Origin of the sequence: Pseudomonas sp. 8 R 14 (assembly GCF_900005955.1) — a bacterium.
GTDB classification, from domain to species: Bacteria; Pseudomonadota; Gammaproteobacteria; order Pseudomonadales; family Pseudomonadaceae; genus Aquipseudomonas; species Aquipseudomonas marginalis.
This window is the reverse complement of sequence record NZ_CVTH01000075.1, coordinates 1-16,897: the sequence shown is the minus strand read 5'-3', so window position 1 is coordinate 16,897 and position 16,897 is coordinate 1. Positions and strand designations below refer to the sequence as shown.

The 16,897-nt window shown below is 60.1% G+C and carries 14 protein-coding genes; 5 read left to right on the top strand and 9 right to left on the bottom strand.

What is annotated here, in order from left to right; genetic code table 11:
* Nucleotides 1-180: 180 nt before the first annotated feature.
* A complete protein-coding gene (locus BFQ01_RS18625; RefSeq protein WP_027604422.1) occupies nucleotides 181-1,308 on the bottom strand; it encodes a branched-chain amino acid ABC transporter substrate-binding protein in 1,128 nt (375 codons plus the stop codon).
* A 342-nt stretch (nucleotides 1,309-1,650) separates the two neighbouring features.
* On the opposite strand from BFQ01_RS18625, the gene BFQ01_RS18620 reads away from it, so the two are divergent.
* Nucleotides 1,651-1,953, top strand: a complete 303-nt coding sequence (locus BFQ01_RS18620; protein ID WP_065926417.1) for a DUF2288 domain-containing protein — start codon at nucleotides 1,651-1,653, stop codon at nucleotides 1,951-1,953.
* 246 nt (nucleotides 1,954-2,199) lie between these two features.
* Here the strand turns inward: BFQ01_RS18620 and BFQ01_RS18615 are convergent, their stop codons facing one another.
* The 3 genes from BFQ01_RS18615 to BFQ01_RS18605 all read right to left on the bottom strand — a co-directional run bounded on the left by BFQ01_RS18615 (nucleotide 2,200) and on the right by BFQ01_RS18605 (nucleotide 7,348).
* Entirely contained in the window at nucleotides 2,200-4,377 is a 2,178-nt protein-coding gene (locus tag BFQ01_RS18615; protein ID WP_065926416.1) for a hypothetical protein, read from the bottom strand.
* 202 nt (nucleotides 4,378-4,579) lie between these two features.
* Nucleotides 4,580-6,844 (bottom strand): putative bifunctional diguanylate cyclase/phosphodiesterase, encoded by a 2,265-nt coding sequence (locus BFQ01_RS18610; RefSeq protein ID WP_065926415.1) that lies wholly within the window; start codon nucleotides 6,842-6,844, stop codon nucleotides 4,580-4,582.
* Nucleotides 6,845-6,982: 138 nt separating this feature from the next.
* Entirely contained in the window at nucleotides 6,983-7,348 is a 366-nt protein-coding gene (locus BFQ01_RS18605) for a YkgJ family cysteine cluster protein (protein ID WP_027604417.1), read from the bottom strand.
* Between the two features lie 251 nt (nucleotides 7,349-7,599).
* On the opposite strand from BFQ01_RS18605, the gene BFQ01_RS18600 reads away from it, so the two are divergent.
* Nucleotides 7,600-8,946, top strand: coding sequence for a spinster family MFS transporter (locus tag BFQ01_RS18600; protein ID WP_065926414.1), 1,347 nt, complete (start codon nucleotides 7,600-7,602; stop codon nucleotides 8,944-8,946).
* Between the two features lie 181 nt (nucleotides 8,947-9,127).
* Here BFQ01_RS18600 and rapA read toward each other — a convergent pair whose 3' ends face one another.
* The gene (gene rapA / locus BFQ01_RS18595; protein ID WP_065926413.1) at nucleotides 9,128-11,974 is read right to left on the bottom strand and encodes an RNA polymerase-associated protein RapA; all 2,847 of its coding nucleotides are present in this window, start codon (nucleotides 11,972-11,974) and stop codon (nucleotides 9,128-9,130) included.
* Nucleotides 11,975-12,192: 218 nt separating this feature from the next.
* Between rapA and BFQ01_RS18590 the strand changes: the two genes are divergently transcribed.
* The gene (locus BFQ01_RS18590) at nucleotides 12,193-12,534 is read left to right on the top strand and encodes an aspartate-semialdehyde dehydrogenase (RefSeq protein ID WP_065926412.1); all 342 of its coding nucleotides are present in this window, start codon (nucleotides 12,193-12,195) and stop codon (nucleotides 12,532-12,534) included.
* Here BFQ01_RS18590 and BFQ01_RS18585 read toward each other — a convergent pair.
* From BFQ01_RS18585 to BFQ01_RS18575, 3 genes are all read right to left on the bottom strand, one after another.
* A complete protein-coding gene (locus BFQ01_RS18585) occupies nucleotides 12,531-13,712 on the bottom strand; it encodes an aminotransferase class V-fold PLP-dependent enzyme (RefSeq protein WP_065926411.1) in 1,182 nt (393 codons plus the stop codon). The genes BFQ01_RS18590 and BFQ01_RS18585 overlap by 4 nt on opposite strands.
* Nucleotides 13,709-14,179 (bottom strand): RidA family protein, encoded by a 471-nt coding sequence (locus BFQ01_RS18580; RefSeq protein WP_065926410.1) that lies wholly within the window; start codon nucleotides 14,177-14,179, stop codon nucleotides 13,709-13,711. Before BFQ01_RS18580 ends, BFQ01_RS18585 begins: the two co-directional genes overlap by 4 nt.
* Nucleotides 14,180-14,270: 91 nt before the next feature.
* The gene (locus tag BFQ01_RS18575) at nucleotides 14,271-15,143 is read right to left on the bottom strand and encodes a LysR substrate-binding domain-containing protein (RefSeq protein ID WP_065926409.1); all 873 of its coding nucleotides are present in this window, start codon (nucleotides 15,141-15,143) and stop codon (nucleotides 14,271-14,273) included.
* Between the two features lie 100 nt (nucleotides 15,144-15,243).
* Between BFQ01_RS18575 and BFQ01_RS32385 the strand changes: the two genes are divergently transcribed.
* Both BFQ01_RS32385 and ccoM read left to right on the top strand, forming a co-directional pair.
* Nucleotides 15,244-15,438 carry a hypothetical protein gene (locus BFQ01_RS32385; RefSeq protein ID WP_131697188.1) on the top strand — a complete coding sequence of 65 codons (195 nt, stop codon included), beginning with the start codon at nucleotides 15,244-15,246 and terminating at the stop codon, nucleotides 15,436-15,438.
* 143 nt (nucleotides 15,439-15,581) lie between these two features.
* Nucleotides 15,582-15,698: a cytochrome c oxidase subunit CcoM gene (gene ccoM, locus BFQ01_RS33210; protein WP_017530457.1), complete on the top strand. Its 117-nt coding sequence runs from the start codon at nucleotides 15,582-15,584 to the stop codon at nucleotides 15,696-15,698.
* 67 nt (nucleotides 15,699-15,765) lie between these two features.
* On the opposite strand, the gene BFQ01_RS18570 is transcribed toward ccoM, so the two are convergent.
* Nucleotides 15,766-16,881, bottom strand: coding sequence for an ISL3 family transposase (locus BFQ01_RS18570; protein ID WP_256097652.1), 1,116 nt, complete (start codon nucleotides 16,879-16,881; stop codon nucleotides 15,766-15,768).
* Nucleotides 16,882-16,897 lie beyond the last annotated feature (16 nt).

Genomic DNA, 16,897 nt, shown 5'->3' with positions numbered 1-16,897 from the left:
CCGGCCCCGTGCTGTGTTCTGTGAGCACATCTGCACAAAGCGTTTGCCAGCGAACCGCTGGTGACGGTTTTAAGATTTTCAGGTGAGCCAGCGCCCGGATCGCGGGTGACAGGCCCATAAACCTCGTAAAACAAAGCCCACTGCTCTCACAGTGGGCTTGTTGGACCAGTAACGCCTGGCTTACTGAGGGGAAACTTCGGTTTTTGGTTTGCCGAAGTGCCATTCGTAGACCACGAACTTGAAGTCCTTCAGGTCGCCCTTGGCGTCGAAGCTCAGCTCGCCTGTAGGGGTCTTGAAGGTGCCCGCGTGGATGGCTTCGGCCACTTTTGCGGTGTCTTCGCTCTTGGCGGCCTTGATGCCGCCGGCGATGACTTCAATGGCCGAGTAGGCCGGGAACACGAACGGACCGGTTGGGTCCTGCTTGTTCTTGGCGAACTCTTCAACGATGGCCTTGTTGGCCGGGTCGGTATCGAAGGATTTAGGCAAGGTCACCAGCAGGCCTTCGGAAGCGCCCTGGGCGATTTGCGAAATGGAGTCGTTGCCGACACCTTCCGGACCCATGAACTTGGCGTTCAGGCCTTTTTCCTTGGCTTGGCGCAGGATCAGGCCCAGCTCCGGGTGGTAGCCGCCGTAGTAGACGAAGTCGACGTTGGCTTGCTTGAGCTTCTGGATGATCGAGGAGAAGTCTTTGTCGCCGGCGTTCAGGCCTTCGAAGACGGCAACCTTGGTGCCTTTCTTCTCTAGGGTCTGTTTGACGGCGGTGGCGATGCCTTCGCCGTATTGCTGCTTGTCATGCAGGACGGCAACGATTTTCGGCTTCACGTGGTCAGCGATGTAGTTGCCGGCTGCCGGGCCCTGGGCGCTGTCCAGGCCGATGGTGCGGAAGATCAGCTTGTAGCCACGGGCGGTGATTTCCGGGCTGGTGGCTGCCGGGGTAATCATGATCACGCCTTCGTCTTCATAAATGTCGGACGCTGGCTGAGTGGAGCTGGAGCAGAGGTGACCGACCACGAACTTGACGCCGTCGTTGACCACTTTGTTGGCTACGGCCACGGCTTGTTTAGGATCGCAGGCGTCGTCGTATTCCTTGGCTTCGAGCATCTTGCCGTCGACGCCGCCCTTGGCGTTGATGTCGGCGATGGCCTGCTTGGCACCCATGAATTGCATGTCGCCGTATTGCGTTACAGGACCAGTCTTTGGACCGGCGATGCCGATCTTGATGGTGTCGGCTGCGAACGAATGGCCGGCAACCCCAGCCAGGACCATAGCGGCAAACAGTTTGGAAATCTGCTTAGTAGCCTTATTCATAGTGCTCCACTCTTACTGTTGTATTTTTTATAGTTCTGGCGGCCTTGTGAGCTGCTGAACCGGATCGGATATCTCGGATATCCCCCCGGCAACCGCCTGGCAACTGTACCGGTACAGTGTAGAGCGCCGGTTGATCGCTTGAAAAGCTGGCTGCCGGGGGCAAACCCCGGGGGTGTCGCTTAAATGAAAGAAAAAGACAGAATTGCGGCGGGGGTAATGCCTGACTCTCGCGCATTCCTTGGCTTTCCTGACCCTTTCAATCGATAACGCATTTGCAACTGGGTTTTTCTGCCTGAGGCGTGACGTTATGATTGCGCCGATTTTTTCTTCAGGTGAACTCCCATGACGCAAGAACCTAGCACCCTCTATGCCAAGCTGCTCGGTGAAACCGCCGAAATCTCCTGGAAAGAGCTTGAACCGTTCTTTGCCAAAGGTGCCCTATTGTGGGTCGACCCAAGCCTGGATTTGATCGAAGCCGCCGAGGGAATGGCCGAGGACAATCGCGACAAAGTCGCTGCCTGGCTGGCCGCGGGCAGCCTTGGCGAAGTGTCTGCACCGCGGGCATTGGACCTGGTGGAGCGCGATCCGAGCTTATGGGCGGTGGTGGTTTCCCCGTGGATTCTGATCCAGGAAAGGGCAGGGTAAGAAAAGCCTGCACGAAAAAGGTGCGTGTTTTTCGCGCGAAGAAGTGTGTAGTGGAGTAACCGCTGTCAGCGTGATGGCATCTTGCCGTGGAGAAAGGTCACAGCCAAGGGTGACGTGCACGTCACGGGAACAGTTTCAGGCCGCGCCGAAAGCCTGGGGAATTGTTTCCGGGTGTGCCAATGAGGTGGAATCTGGTCGTCACTGAAAGCGCCATCGCGGGCCTGCCCGCGATGGCATCCCCTCAAGTCAGCCGGTCTTGCCGGTATGGTTGTTCAACGAGATAACCTTGGTCTTGCCGATCCTGTGACGATAAATCTCGCGCAGGTACTTGATCGCCTTCTTCACACAATCCCGTGACAGGCGAATGTCATTGATCGACACGAACTTCTCTTTGTCGTTGATCAACTCGCGGTACTTCTTCTCATACATCGGCTTGATCGCGTACCAGTTGGTATCGAGGATCTTCGCCGGGTTTTCAAACTCGTTGAGCAGCTCGTCGATGCGGTCTTCGTCGAAGTCCTCGTGGATGATGAAATCCAGGATCGAGTTATCCAGGGTGTCGTCGAAGCGGTACGGGTTACGCGCAAAGCAACGCTTGATGAAAGCCACGATCAGCGTCAGGAAGTCATCCGACAGGCACGGGCTCTTGGCGATCAGGGTGGTCAGCGACAGGTTGGCCGACGCGCCGATCACCAGGGCATAGCGCTTGAGGGTGGTGTTGGGGAACAGGCTGTTGAGGTGCGTCTTGAGCCGGTTCAGGTCCATGTAGGACAGCTTGTAGTCCTTGGGCAGCGAGACGATCGACACCACCGACGAGCAGTTCTTGAAGAAGTGCAGGTCATGCAGCGCCGCAGCATCGTAGCCGGAGTTCTTGTATTGCTCCAGGGACGCCTTGTAGCGCTTGGACTCGATCGGCAACAGGCTGATGCCTTCGATGGCCTGGGTGACCTTGTTGAAATGCGGCAGGTCGATGGAGCGGAAGAACAGGTCGTCGATGTTCAGGCGCTGGGGCTCTTTCTCGAAGACTTTGAACTTGTCATTGGACGGCGCCGGGGTTTCCGGTACGACGGATTCGGCGTAGGCAATCGCCACCGGCCCGGCCAGGCTCATGAACAGATCATTGGCGTCCAGGCGGATGGTTTCGCCGATGTCGATGCCGGCGCGACGGAAGTAGTTCTGGTCGTAGTCGGTGGTCACGGCCTGGGCGGTGAGGATGTTGAAGATCTGCTGGGAAATGTACTGGTTGGCGTGTTTTTCCATGGCATTGACGTCAATGTTCTGGATATTGCCGTCATCGCTCTCTTCGGCGTAACGCATGATGTCGTTGGAGATCAGCATCATCGCGTTCCACGGCCGGATACGCCCCTTTACGCTGGCTTCGCTGCTGTCTTCATTGTCGAAGTTGTACGAGAAGTCCCATTCTTCCGACAGGTACTTGCACAGCAGTCGCCCGGCGTTGATGTGCAGCGCCTCGGACATTTCGCTGCGGTGGTCGGAGATGTTCGGCAGCACGCAAATACCGCTGGTGAAGATCGGCTCGAACACGAAGGCGTGACCGCTCTTGCTGTCGTGCTCGTCGGCGGGCTTGGTGTCGAACGTCTTGTTCATGTACGAATGCTGCTGCGCCAGGCCGAATTCCGAGGCCATGCCCGAACCGGTACCGCCGCCGGCGCTGAAGATCGAGAAGTACAGGCGCGACTGGTTGGCCTTGATGCCGCAGGAGTCGATCAGGTACGAGTGGATCATCTTCCAGTCGGGGCTGGAAAAGCGCTGGGTGTCTTTGTTGAGGATGATCTTGGCCAGGTACTGGCCGAGGATCGGCGCGTTACCGGCGCCACCGGCATGGACTTCGGAAAGGTCCATGATTTTCATCTTGCTGTAGTCGCGCAGAAAGCCGCTTTTTTCGCCCTTGCGCGAGAAACGGATACGCCCGGCGATGTCCTTGTCCAGGTCGCCGAGCATCACCAGCGGTTCCACCAGGAACACCGGCTTGCTGGCCTTGCCGCCGCCCAGGCGCAGGTTGTTGCGAATCCACTGGGCCGGGCTGTAACCCTTATCCAAGGATTTGTCTTCGGTGCTGAATTCGTTGAGGTAGAACTTGCGCGCGTTGTACACCAGCTCCGCCACGTCCAGCGCGATGTTCGAACCGCAGCGGCCCAGGCCGATCAGGCACACCGAGGGGAATTCCTGCTCGCTGTGCTGCTCGCTGTCGCCTTCCAGGTGAGGCGGGCGCGGGAACACCATGTCGCGCAGGCCGTCGAGGTTATCGAGGATGCGGTCGGTATTGGTTTCGGTGAAGTACAGGTATTGCTGGGTAGCCAGCGGGCGGGCGGTGCTCAATGACTTTGAACCTGAGGGCTTGTCCGCAGGAGCTGGGAGCAACACATCGGATACCACGGTGGCTGGGTTATTTTTAGAAGTCATTGTGCGCCATGTGCCTGGGAGGATGGCTGAAAAGTATCAAATGGCCATCACGGAATGGGAGTTCGCGACTTTACAGTGCGTCCTTGTCCGGAACGCTCAGGCTGACCCTGTGTGCTCAGGAAAAACCTGGCCGGACTCTGATGAATCGGCCGTTTGTCGGCGATCTTTAGGTAAATGATGGCGAAATGCCAAAGATTCGACGTCAGCGAATTGGCCTGACGATGGAGGTCGATCCGGAGCGGCCTGGGGAGGACTCTTTCGCCGGGCGAGTGTCCTTGGTGCCCGCCACGCTGAATGGGTAGAGCGGATTGCGTATGTCGATATCTTGCATTGCGCCAATTATTTCACTGGCGGCCACCGCCGGGCTCAACAGGTAGCCCTGGACGAAATCACAGCCGTGTTTGAGCAGCAGTTCGAACTGAGCCTGGGTTTCCACTCCCTCGGTCACTACCTGCAGGTGCAGGGTGTGAGCCATGCCGATAATCGCCTGGACGATCTCGATGTCGGCGGTCGACTTGGGAATGTCCTGGATAAACGAGCGATCGATCTTCAGGGTGTTGAGCGGCAGGCGCTTGAGGTAGGCGAGGGAGGAGTAGCCGGTGCCAAAGTCGTCGATGGCCAGCGACACGCCCAGCGCGCGGATTTGCCGCAGCAGGGCCAGGGTGCTGCTGATATTGCCCATCAAGGCATTTTCGGTCACTTCCAGCTCCAGGCGGTTGGCGCTGATCCCGCTGAAGCGCAGCGCATCTTCGATCTCATCCGCCAGCTCATCGCGGGCCAGGTTCAGGGCCGAGCAATTCACTGTCATGGTCAGTTCGGTATAGCCTCGGTCGGAGAGCAGGCTCAAGTCATGACAGGCCTGGCGCAAGACCCAGTGGTCGAGTTCGGCGATCAGCCCGTTGCTTTCGGCAATTCCGATAAACCGGTCTGGGGTCAGCAGCCCGTGTTGCGGATGCTGCCAGCGCACCAAGGCCTCCAGGCGTGTGACTTTGCCCAGCTTCATGTCAAAGATCGGTTGGTAGAACAGTACTAACTGGTTCTGGGCGCGCAGGGCGCTGCGTAGCTCTTCTTCCAATTGCAGTTCGAGGAAGGCACGGGTCTTCAGGTTGGAGCTGAAGAAGTTCAGGCCATTGCGTCCCATGTCCTTGGACTGGTACAGCGCCAGGTCGGCGTTTTTGAGCAGCTCTTCGCAGGTCAGGCCATCCTCGGGAAACAGGCTGATGCCGATGCTGGTGGTCATCACCATACGACGGCCGGCGAGTTCGACCGGGTCCTTCATCTTCTGCATGATGCGCTGGGCCAGGTGTCGCGCTTCGTCGCGGTGGTGAACGCTGATCAGGATGCAGAACTCATCGCCGCCAAACCGTGCGACCACGTCCGCATGGCTGCGCACGGAGCCTTTGATATGGCTGGCGAGAACACTGAGCAACTGATCCCCTGCGTCATGGCCGAGGCTGTCGTTGATGCGTTTGAAGTGATCAATATCGAGGAAAATAACCGCCATCATGCCGTTTGAAGCCGTTTTTTCGGCGATTTTTTCCGCGAAAATCTGATTGAAGCCGCGCCGATTAAGCAGGCCGGTCAGCGCATCGTAATGAGCCACCTGTTGCAGGGAGGCGCGGGCCTGGTCCAGTTCGCTGAGCAGCGCGTTGACCCGACGCAGGTCGCGCTCCTTGTGCTGCAGCTTCTTATCCGCCAGCGCGGCGCTGATGCTGCTGCCGATCACCAGCAGGGTGATCACGGCGACCGACAGGCCCAGTTGGATGGGGTTGTTATCCAGCGCTAATGAGAGGTCGGCCCCCGTGGGGACGATCAGTTGCATGGCGGCCATGCCGGTAAAGTGCATGCTGATAATGCCTGCGCCCAACATCAGGCTGGCGGCGTATTTGAGCAGTTGATGGAAGACGCCGGCACCGGTGCGCAGGTAGCTCGACAGCAACAATGCGGCCAGGCTGGCGCCAATGGCGATGCCCACCGAGGCGAGGAGCAGCCCCGGTTCGAAATACGCCCGGGCCTGGGAACGCATGGCCGACATGCCGACGTAATGCATCAGGGCGATGCCGATGCCCATCCACAGCGATGCCAGCAGGTATTGGTTAAACCGCAGTCTGGTGTGACCTAGGGTTTGCATGGCGAACAACGAGGCGATCAGGGCGATGACCAGCGAGGCGAACGTCATGAGCAGGTCGTAGTGAATCGCGATTGGGGCCTGGAAGGCCAGCATGCTGATGAAATGAGTGGACCAGATACCACCTGCCAGGCAACCGGCACCCAGCCAACGCCAATGGCGGCGAGCGGTAGGGTCTTCGACATGGCCAACCCGTTCGGCCATGTCCAGGGTGCCGAAACCCGCCGCACAGGCGACCAGATAGGCCAGCAGCACCAGAAAAGGGTTATGACTGCAATTGAGTAATAAGTGCCCGTTTGCGGGGAGGTCGGTAAAAAAGTGCAGACCTAGCCATTCCATAGCATGTCCCGTCATAGCGTCACGTCACAGCCTACGGCGATGACCTATGAGGTCGAGTATAGAAGCCTGGCGGGATTTTCCAGCGATAATGGCACTTTGCTCTGAATGATTTTGGCATGCCGTGCATAGCAATTAGTGCTAAGCACTGATGGGCAATTCCAACTCGAACGGGGCTTGTAACGGCGGCAGGCCGAACGCAGCACGGGCAGCGTCGCAATCGACATTCTGCTCGCCCTGGCTCCATGAAGCTTCGAATTCTCGGCAGGGGCTTGAGCGCTGCTCATAAATCGAGCAGCTCGTACCTTTGCCGACTTCGCCTTCAAGGCTGCAGCAGCGCGCGGGCTTCTGGTCGGTGCCGATCATTGCCACGCGGGTCGGGTTGATCTGCACCACCAGGTCATCAGGCACCGTCCCCCCCGAGGAGGCGCACTCACCCCAGAAGAAAGACACACGAAAGTGTGAACAGCAGGCACCGCAACTCAGACACGGACTGGCTTCGGACATGGGCGTCATCGATAAGAAAAGTAGAGTGGGGTACTACTGGAAGGCTCGCCATTCTAATCGGGTCATGGCCGTTGGGAAGGGGGGCAGGCACTTATATTTTTGTCGGCAAAGTCCCGTGTTGTCGGGTGAAATCATGCCCTATCAGCTTTACGAATCATTACAGACAACCACGGCTCGCCTGACTATGTTGCAGGTACCGGGCGGGATGCATCGGGCATCGCAGCTCTCATAACAATAAAAGAGACGGACCCATGCAGAACTCGACCCAAGCGGCGAATGCCTGGCGCATTCTGTTCCTGCTGTTCCTCGCCAACCTGTTCAACTTCTTCGACCGCACCATTCCGGCGATCATCATCGAACCGATCCGCATGGAATGGCACCTGAGCGACTTCCAGCTCGGCATCATCGGCACCGCCTTCACCATCGTTTATGCCATTGCCGGCCTGCCGCTGGGGCGTCTGGCCGATACCGGCTCGCGCAGCAAACTGATGGGCTGGGGCCTGTTCGCGTGGAGCGGGTTGACAGCGGTCAACGGCCTGGTTGGCAGTTTCTGGACGTTTTTGCTGGTGCGCATGGGCATCGGTATCGGTGAAGCCAGCTATGCGCCGGCTGCCAACTCGCTGATTGGCGACCTGTTCCCGGCGCACCGTCGCGCCCGGGCAATGGGGATTTTCATGCTGGGCCTGCCCTTGGGCCTGTTGCTGGCGTTCTTCACCATCGGCTGGATGGTCAAGGCGTTCGACAGCTGGCGCGCGCCGTTCTTTATCGCCGCCGTGCCGGGGCTGATCCTTGCGGTGTTCATGTTCTATATCAAGGAACCCAAGCGCGGCGCCGCCGAAGCCGTACAAGTCTCCCAGGAGCGTGTTGATCGCCCGATTCGCCGCGTGCTTGCCGTACCGACCTTCCTGTGGCTGGTGCTGGCCGGGTTGTGCTTCAACTTCGCCACCTACGCGTGCAACTCGTTCCTGGTGCCGATGCTGCAACGCTATTTCCTCATGCCATTGCAGGACGCGGCGGTCGCCACCGGCGTCATCGTCGGGTTGACCGGCCTGGTGGGCCTGACCTTGGGGGGCTGGATTGCCGACAAGATCCATCAACGTGTTGCCAATGGCCGACTGCTGTTTGCGGCGTGCAGCCTGATCATCTCCACCGTCACTACAGCCTGGGCCCTGCATGTCGGGCGCATCGAGATCGGCGTGTTTGTGGCGCTGTTCAGTGTGGGCTGGTTGTTTGCGTATAACTTCTACACCTGTGTGTACACGGCGATCCAGGACGTGGTCGAGCCGCGCCTGCGGGCCACGGCGATGGCGTTGTTCTTTGCCGGCTTGTACTTACTGGGCGGAGGCATGGGGCCGATTGTGGTGGGCGGGTTGTCCGATCACTTTGCCCATGCGGCGATGTATGCGGCGGGGGCCGAGCAGATGACCGAGGCTTACAAGGCGGTGGGCTTGCATGACGCCATGTACCTGATTCCGGTGGCGTTGTTCTTGACCATGTTGTTCCTGTTCCAGGCGTCACGCAGTTTTGTGCGTGATGCCAAGCGGATGAAGGAGGGGTTGGTGGCTGTTGAGGTGCCGGCTGGGGCGGCGACGGCTTGAAATTGCGGTGACTCCATCGGGAGCAAGCCCCCTCCCACATTGATCGGTGACCGACATGACAACGCGGTCAACTGTGGGAGGGGGCTTGCCCCCGATGAGGCCCGCAACGCCAACGCTGTTCTCAAGTGAATAAAAAAGGCCCGCATTGCGCGGGCCTCTATTCAACAGGGCAGGGCGGTAATCAACCCGCTACCAACACCCGAATGGCTTCCAGTCGCAGCGCCGCCTTGTCGAGCATGGCCAGGCCTTGCTCGCGTTGGTTACGCAGGGCAACCAATTCGCTGTCACGGACGGTCGGGTTGACCGCTTGCAAGGCCGTCAGGCGCGCCAGTTCTTCGTCGGTGTCTGCCGCCAGGCGACGCTTGGCTTCGGCCACACGTTCGGCATGACGCGGTGTGATCTTCTCTTCACCGGCGTTGATCCGCGGTGTGAGTTGATCGCGCTGGGCCTGCACGAACTTGTTGGCGCTGGCCCGTGGCACGCTTTCCAGCTGGTCGTTCAAGGTTTCGAACGAGACACGGCCAGACAGGTCGTTGCCATTGGCATCCAGCAGGCAGCGCAGCGCCGCCGGCGGCAGGTAGCGGCCCAGTTGCAGTGCGCGCGGCGCGACCACTTCGCTGACGTAGAGCAGTTCCAGCAACACGGTGCCTGGCTTGAGCGCCTTGTTCTTGATCAGCGCCACGGCGGTGTTGCCCATGGAGCCGGACAGCACCAGGTCCATGCCGCCCTGCACCATCGGGTGTTCCCAGGTGATGAACTGCATGTCTTCACGGGACAGCGCCTGGTTACGGTCGTAGGTGATGGTCACACCTTCGTCGTCGCCCAGGGGGAAGCTGGCGTCAAGCATCTTCTCGCTGGGCTTGAGGATCAGCGCGTTTTCCGAATGATCTTCGCTGTCGATGCCAAAGGCGTCGAACAGGGTTTCCATGTAGATCGGCAGGGCGAACTGGTCGTCTTGCTCGAGGATGTCCTCCACCAGCGCATCGCCTTCACCGGCACCGCCGGAGTTGAGTTCCAGCAGGCGGTCGCGGCCGGTGTGCAGTTCCTGCTCCAGGCGCTCGCGCTCGGCACGGGCCTCGTCGATCAGGGCTTGCCACTCGCTGTCGTCGGCGTTTTCCAGCAGCGGCAGCAGGCGCGGGCCGAACTGATGCTGCAAGGCGTTGCCTGTCGGGCAGGTGTTGAGGAACGCGTTCAAGGCTTCGTGGTACCACTGGAACAGGCGCTGTTGCGGGCTGGTTTCCAGGTAGGGCACGTGCAGTTCGATCACATGCTTCTGGCCGATCCGGTCCAGACGGCCGATCCGCTGTTCCAGCAGGTCGGGGTGGGACGGCAGGTCGAACAGCACCAGGTGGTGGGAGAACTGGAAGTTGCGGCCTTCACTGCCGATTTCCGAGCAGATCAGCACCTGGGCGCCGAATTCCTCATCGGCGAAGTAAGCAGCGGCGCGGTCACGCTCGAGGATGTTCATGCCCTCGTGGAATACCGTGGCCGGGATGCCGGAGCGCACGCGCAGGGCGTCTTCCAGGTCCATGGCGGTTTCGGCGTGGGCGCAGATCACCAGGACCTTGGTGCGCTTGAGCATTTTCAACTGGTCGATCAGCCATTCGACGCGCGGGTCGAAGCGCCACCAGCGGTTTTCTTCGTCGATGTCCGGTTGCGACTGGAAGCTGACTTCCGGGTACAGTTCGGCGTGTTCGCCCAGGGGCAACTCGAGGTATTCGTCCGGGTTTGGCAGCGGGTAGGCGTGCAGCTTACGCTCCGGGAAGCCCTGCACGGCGGCACGGGTGTTACGGAACAGCACGCGGCCGGTGCCGTGGCGGTCGAGCAGTTCACGCACCAGGCGCGCACTGGCTTCGGCGTCGCCATCATTGACGGCGGTCAGCAGCGCTTCGCCTTCGTTGCCGAGGAAACCCTGGATAGTCTTGTGCGCGGCAGGCGACAGGCGGCCCTTGTCGAGCAGCTCCTGCACGGCTTCGGCCACCGGGCGATAGTTCTCGCTTTCGGCACGGAAGGCGTGCAGGTCGTGGAAACGGTTCGGGTCCAGCAGGCGCAGGCGCGCGAAGTGGCTGTCCTGGCCCAGCTGTTCCGGAGTGGCGGTGAGCAGCAGCACGCCCGGGATGACCTCGGCCAGTTGTTCGACCAGGCTGTATTCCGGGCTGGCTTTGTCTTCATGCCAGACCAGGTGGTGGGCTTCGTCGACCACCATCAGGTCCCAGCCGGCGGCGAACAGTGCGTCCTGGGCCTTCTCATCGTCCACCAGCCACTCCAGCGCGACCAGGGCCAGCTGGGTGTCTTCGAACGGGTTGGCGGCATCGCTTTCGATAAAGCGTTCTTCATCGAACAGCGCCACTTGCAGGTTGAAGCGGCGGCGCATTTCAACCAGCCACTGGTGCTGCAGGTTTTCCGGTACCAGGATCAGTACGCGGTTGGCGCGGCCCGACAGCAGTTGGCGATGGATCACCAGGCCCGCTTCGATGGTCTTGCCCAGGCCCACTTCGTCCGCCAGCAAGACCCGTGGTGCGATACGGTCAGCGACTTCACGGGCGATATGCAATTGGTGGGCAATAGGTTGCGCACGCACGCCACCCAGGCCCCACAGCGAGGATTGCAATTGGCGGCTGGTGTGTTCAAGGGTGTGATAGCGCAGCGAGAACCAGGCCAGCGGGTCGATCTGCCCGGCGAACAGACGGTCGCTGGCCAGGCGGAACTGGATAAAGTTGGAGAGCTGGGTTTCCGGCAGGGTGACCTGCTCGTTCTGCCCATTGAGGCCGTGGTAGACCAGTAGGCCGTCGACGTCGTCGACTTCCTGCACAGTCATTTTCCAGCCTTCGAAATGGGTGATGGAGTCACCCGGCGAGAACCTCACACGGGTGAGGGGCGCATTCCGTAGCGCATACTGGCGGGTGTCGCCAGTGGCCGGATAGAGCACGGTCAACAAGCGGCCGTCCTGTGCCAGAACGGTGCCTAACCCCAGCTCTGCTTCGCTGTCACTAATCCAGCGTTGCCCCGGTTGATACTGCTGCGCCATGCTGCCTGACTCCCGCCGTGAAAAAGCCGACTATGTTAACGGAACAAGGCCCCACGCCCAAGGGCTCTGACAAAAACTACTCCGTTTGGGCGGCCGGGTGAGCACGCAATCGACGGGTGGAGGGCACTTGTGAGTGTCGACTGGGTCACAGGTTGGCGAACCTGCGCTCAAGTCGTCGCGCGGCCCGCCGACAGCCTGCTGACAGGAGAACAACTATCATGCTTCCACCTATGCTGCCCGTCAGCGTCGTACCGGTTACGTCGCAACTCGACCCGGTCCGCCAGAAACCCGATATTCCGCCCGTGGTCCCTGTGCAAGCGGGCTCCAACGAAAGCACCATCGACCTGAAAAAGGGCGATGCCGAGCAGTCGACTTTTTTGCTGCGCGAGGAACAACGCCGCCAGCAGGAACAGCAGAAACGCCGGCGCGAAGCCGATGAGGACCCGGATCAGCACTTGGCGATCCCGGGCGACCTGCTCAATGCCGACAACACCGTACCGGTTGTGCCGCTGATCGAAGACGCGCCGCGCCAGGGCTTGTGGGTGGACGTCGAGGTTTAGCCCCGCAGTTCCCGCAGTGCGGTCATCAGCAATTCGATGTCGTGATCGTTGTTGAGCGGGCTGACGGAGATCCGCGCAATGCTGGTCAGGCCCCGGGCCTGCATATCCAACGGGGTGTAGGCCACACCGTTGGCGCCGATGTTGATCCGCTTCAATCCCAATTGCCGTTTGAGTTCGAAGGCGTCCCAGCCGGCGAGGTTGAAGGCGATCAAGCCCGATTGAAGCGTGCCCAGGTCATGCAGGGAAATACCCGGAATCCCGCGCAATGCTTCGCGGATTCGCCTGCTGGTGTGCGTGACCTTTTCCCACACACGCTCGATCCCCAGCTGATTCATCTCCTGCAGTGCATTGCCCAGGCCTGCCAACAGGGCAAAGGACACCTCGCTGGTCTCAAAGCGCCGGGCGTCGTTGCGCAGGTCGAAACCGTCGGCGCTCCAGGGGGCGGAAAACACGTCGCGCTGGGCGGGGTTCAAGTTCGGGAGGAAATCCGGCCGCACATACAGCAGCGCCGTCCCCCGTGGCCCGCGCAGGTGCTTGCGCCCGGCCGCCTTGAGCACATCGCACTGCAACGCCTGCACATCCACCGGCACCTGGCCGACGGCTTGGCCGGCATCGATAAAGTAGGCGATGGCATGACGCCTGGCCACTTCGCCGATGGCCTGGGCGGGGTTGATCAGGCCGCCGTTGGCGGGGAGCCAGGTGAGGTCGATGAGCTTTACGCTTGAATCGAGCATGGCTTCCAACGCCACGGGGCACACCGCGCCGTTGGCATCGCAGGGGATGACGTCCACCCGCGCGCCGGCTTGCACCGCCAACTGCATGCTCGCCAGGTTGCCGCCCCATTCGTGGCGTCCTACCAGAATGCGGTCGCCCGGCTGCCACGGGCCCAAGGCCTGGAACGCCATGCTCCAGGCGGTCGAGCCGCTGCTGGCAAAGGCAATCGATGGGATGGGCGCGTTGAGCAACTGCGCGGCAGCGCGGCGAGCTTTCTCCACCAGCACGGCACCCTGTTCGCCGGCTTCCATCGGGCCGTCGCGGGCTTCGCGTTGCAGTTGGCCGATGATGGCATCGAGGGTCGCCTGGCTCGGCAAGGAGGCGCCGGCAGGGTTGAAGTGCACGGTGCCCGACTGGCAGCCGGGAGTGCCATCGCGCAGGTGTTGGACCTCAAGCGGGCTCACGGCTGCAACTCGAAAATCCCGTCAACCTCCACCGCCACGCCGGCCGGCAGGCTGCAAACACCCACTGCCGTGCGCACATGCCGGCCCTTTTCGCCGAGGGCATTCACCAGCAGGTTGGACGCACCATTGGCCACGGCGCCCTGGTGCTGGAAGTCGCTGCTGCTGGCGATAAACACCCCCAGGCGCAGGATGCGCACCAGGCGCGACAGGTCATCGCCCAGGGCGTCGCTCAATTGCGCGAGCAAGCCCAGTGCAGCCAGTTCCGCGGCCTGGACACCTTCTTTCTCGCTGAGGGATTCGCCCAGGCGGCCCACGTAGGCAGGCTTGCCGTCTATCAGCGGGATTTGCCCAGAGATAAACAGCTGGTTCTGGCTGACCACATGGTTGATGTAGTTGGCAATCGGCTGGCTGGGTGATGGCAGCGTCAGGCCGAGGGCTTGCACGCGGTGGCGGAGGGAGTCGCTCATGGTGAATCCTCTGGGGTCAGGAGGTTTCAGCATGTGGGGCAGGGGGGAGTGTCGACAAACGGATAGATCTCATTCGACGTATCGAAATAACTCACGTGTCGCGGCAGATGTCCTTCAACCACTCGCTGAAACACCGCGCGGCGTCGCTGGCAGGGCCTTGCGCTGCAATCAACCAGTAGCCTATTTCACTGTGATAGGGCGGCCAATCGAAGGCTTCTACCAGGCTGCCATCATCCAGCCTGCGTTGGATCAAGCGATGACGGCCCATGGCAATGCCCTGGCCGGCCACTGCGGCTTCGACCACGATGTTGTAGTCGTGGAGCATGACGCGCGGGTGGTGCTTGAGGTCGACTTGATAATGCCCAGACCAGTCCGTCCACTCAAAAGGCCGGTGCGAAGTGGCCATCAACAGCGCAGCGTTGTGCACTTGGCTGGCCTTGAATGCCGGGCTGCACACCGGTGAGATCACCTCCGGCATCAGTCGCGTGGCCTGCACGTCGGGCCAATCGCCTTTGCCGTAGCGAATAGCCAGGTCGACTTCAGCAGCGGCGACGTTGGCCAGTTGAATCGCCGGCAGCAACTCCACCTGAATATGCGGATAGCGGTTGAGAAAACCGGCCAGGCGCGGCGCCAACCACAGGGTGGCGAAAGACGCCAGCAGGCCGACACGTAACACCGTGGCGCTGGGTACCAGCCGTTGGGCGCGGGTTGCGACGGCGATGGCGTCAAGAGCTGGGCGGATTTCAGTGTAATACTGCTGGCCGTCTGCGGTCAGATCAATCGCGCGGGTGCGTCGGATAAACAGCGATTTACCCAGGTGCTGTTCGAGCTTTTGTACCTGATGGCTCAGGGCACTCTGGGTTACCGACAATTCCCGCGCTGCCTTGATAAAGCTCAAGTGCCGGGCCACGGCTTCAAAGGCGCGCAGGGCCAGCAGCGGCGGAAGATCCTTATGCAGTGCCACCTGAATGGGCCTCCTTGAGTGGTTGGAAAGTGCCGATTTTGGGCGTCGGTCGGCCTTTTGTCGCCGGTTGATTTGCCGTCGGGCGCAGGAGTCCGCATTATTGAGCCTTACTCGCCACGACGTAAGCCAAGCCATGAGTGATGACGACAAGCTGATCGACCTGAACGCCGAACGTGCCAAGCGCGTGCATGACCTGAATGACAAGCGCCTGAATGAAGTGCGCCAGGCGTTTGAACAGGCGATGCCTTTAGGCAAAGCCAAGAAAAAATCAAAGAACAAACCCAAAAAGCGTTAAAACGGCCTGCATCTATTGATGCAGGTCAGTTATTACCCTTCTTTACGCCCCGTCGCGGGCGACATTGATCCCCGTCAATTTTTCAATCCGCCTTCTCCATTAACTTAGCCCTATCGCAACAAGGCAAGTGCAGGAGGCCGGTCATGTTTATCGATAATGTGGTATTCGCCGGAGTGCTGACTGTAAGCCTCATGGTGCTGTTTTTTGTAGGGTTTGGATTTTTTATCTGGAAAGACGCGAACAAGCGTAAAAAACCTTAGGTCTTTCCGGGTTACATGAGCACGCAAGGCATTTTGGGCGACTTCGGTCGCCCTTTTTTTTGGTTCATCACGGATTACCGGGAAAGACGCTCTTGATCTTCATGAAGAAGAATTCGCTATCCCGGTAACCGTACGCCATCCGTTTGATGACCTTTATTCGATTGTTTATTCCTTCCAACTGACCGGTGTGCATCGGCCAGCGAACCCGACTGACGATGCCCCGCCAATAACCCTTTAGCCGTTTGGCAAACTGGATCAGAGCCGGTATTTCACTTTCATATGCATGGCGCAGCCATTGCTTCCAGGCCGATCTCCAGGTCCAGGCAGTGCTCGGTGTCCAGAGCGTTTTGAGTTCAGCCTTCATCAAATAAACTGTCATCAGCGATTGGTTGGCCTCCAATAAATCCTGCAAATGGACCTGTTGTTCCGGCGTTTTCAGGTTCTGTGGGTTACGCAGCAACAGCCATCGTGCCTGCTTGATGACCTTGCGAGCCGGCTTGTTATGACGCAGCCGATTAGCTTCGTCGACGCGGACCCGATCAATCACCTCTCGGCCATATTTGGCCACCACATGGAAAAGGTCGTAGACCACTCGCGCTTTCGGGCAATGCTGGCGAACCTCCAGATCAAAAGCAGTATTCATGTCCATCGCCACCGCTTCGATTCGAGCGCAGCCCTCCGGCCCCAGCTCCTCGAAGAACGGCCTGACTGCCGCTCGGCTACGGCCTTCACCGATCCACAGCACTCGTCGTGTATCGGCATCCAGCACAACGCTGGCGTAACGATGACCTTTGAATAACGCGAACTCGTCCATGATCAGGCGTCGTGGTTGCGCCTTCGGCAACTCACTCAACACCGCCTGCAAGGCTCGACGCTCCAGCAACCGAACAGTGTCCCAATGCAGTCCAAACATCTGGGCCACGTGCAGGGTGGGAAGGCGCTCGCAGGCCTGAATGACCGCCTCGGCCAAGCGGCGCGTCATGCGGGCATAGCGATCCAGCCAACTGACGGCCTCCATGCGTTTTCCACAGTCGCGGCAGCCAACACGCCTGAGCAAAATGCTGAGGCGCACCGCGCGACCGAGAATGGGCAGATCACGAACGGTTCGCTCGCAATACTCATGAGTGGTTGAACAAGGTTTTTGGCAGCCGCCGCAGGAAGGGAATCGGGTGGCGTGGGGAATCAGATCGATCTTTAGA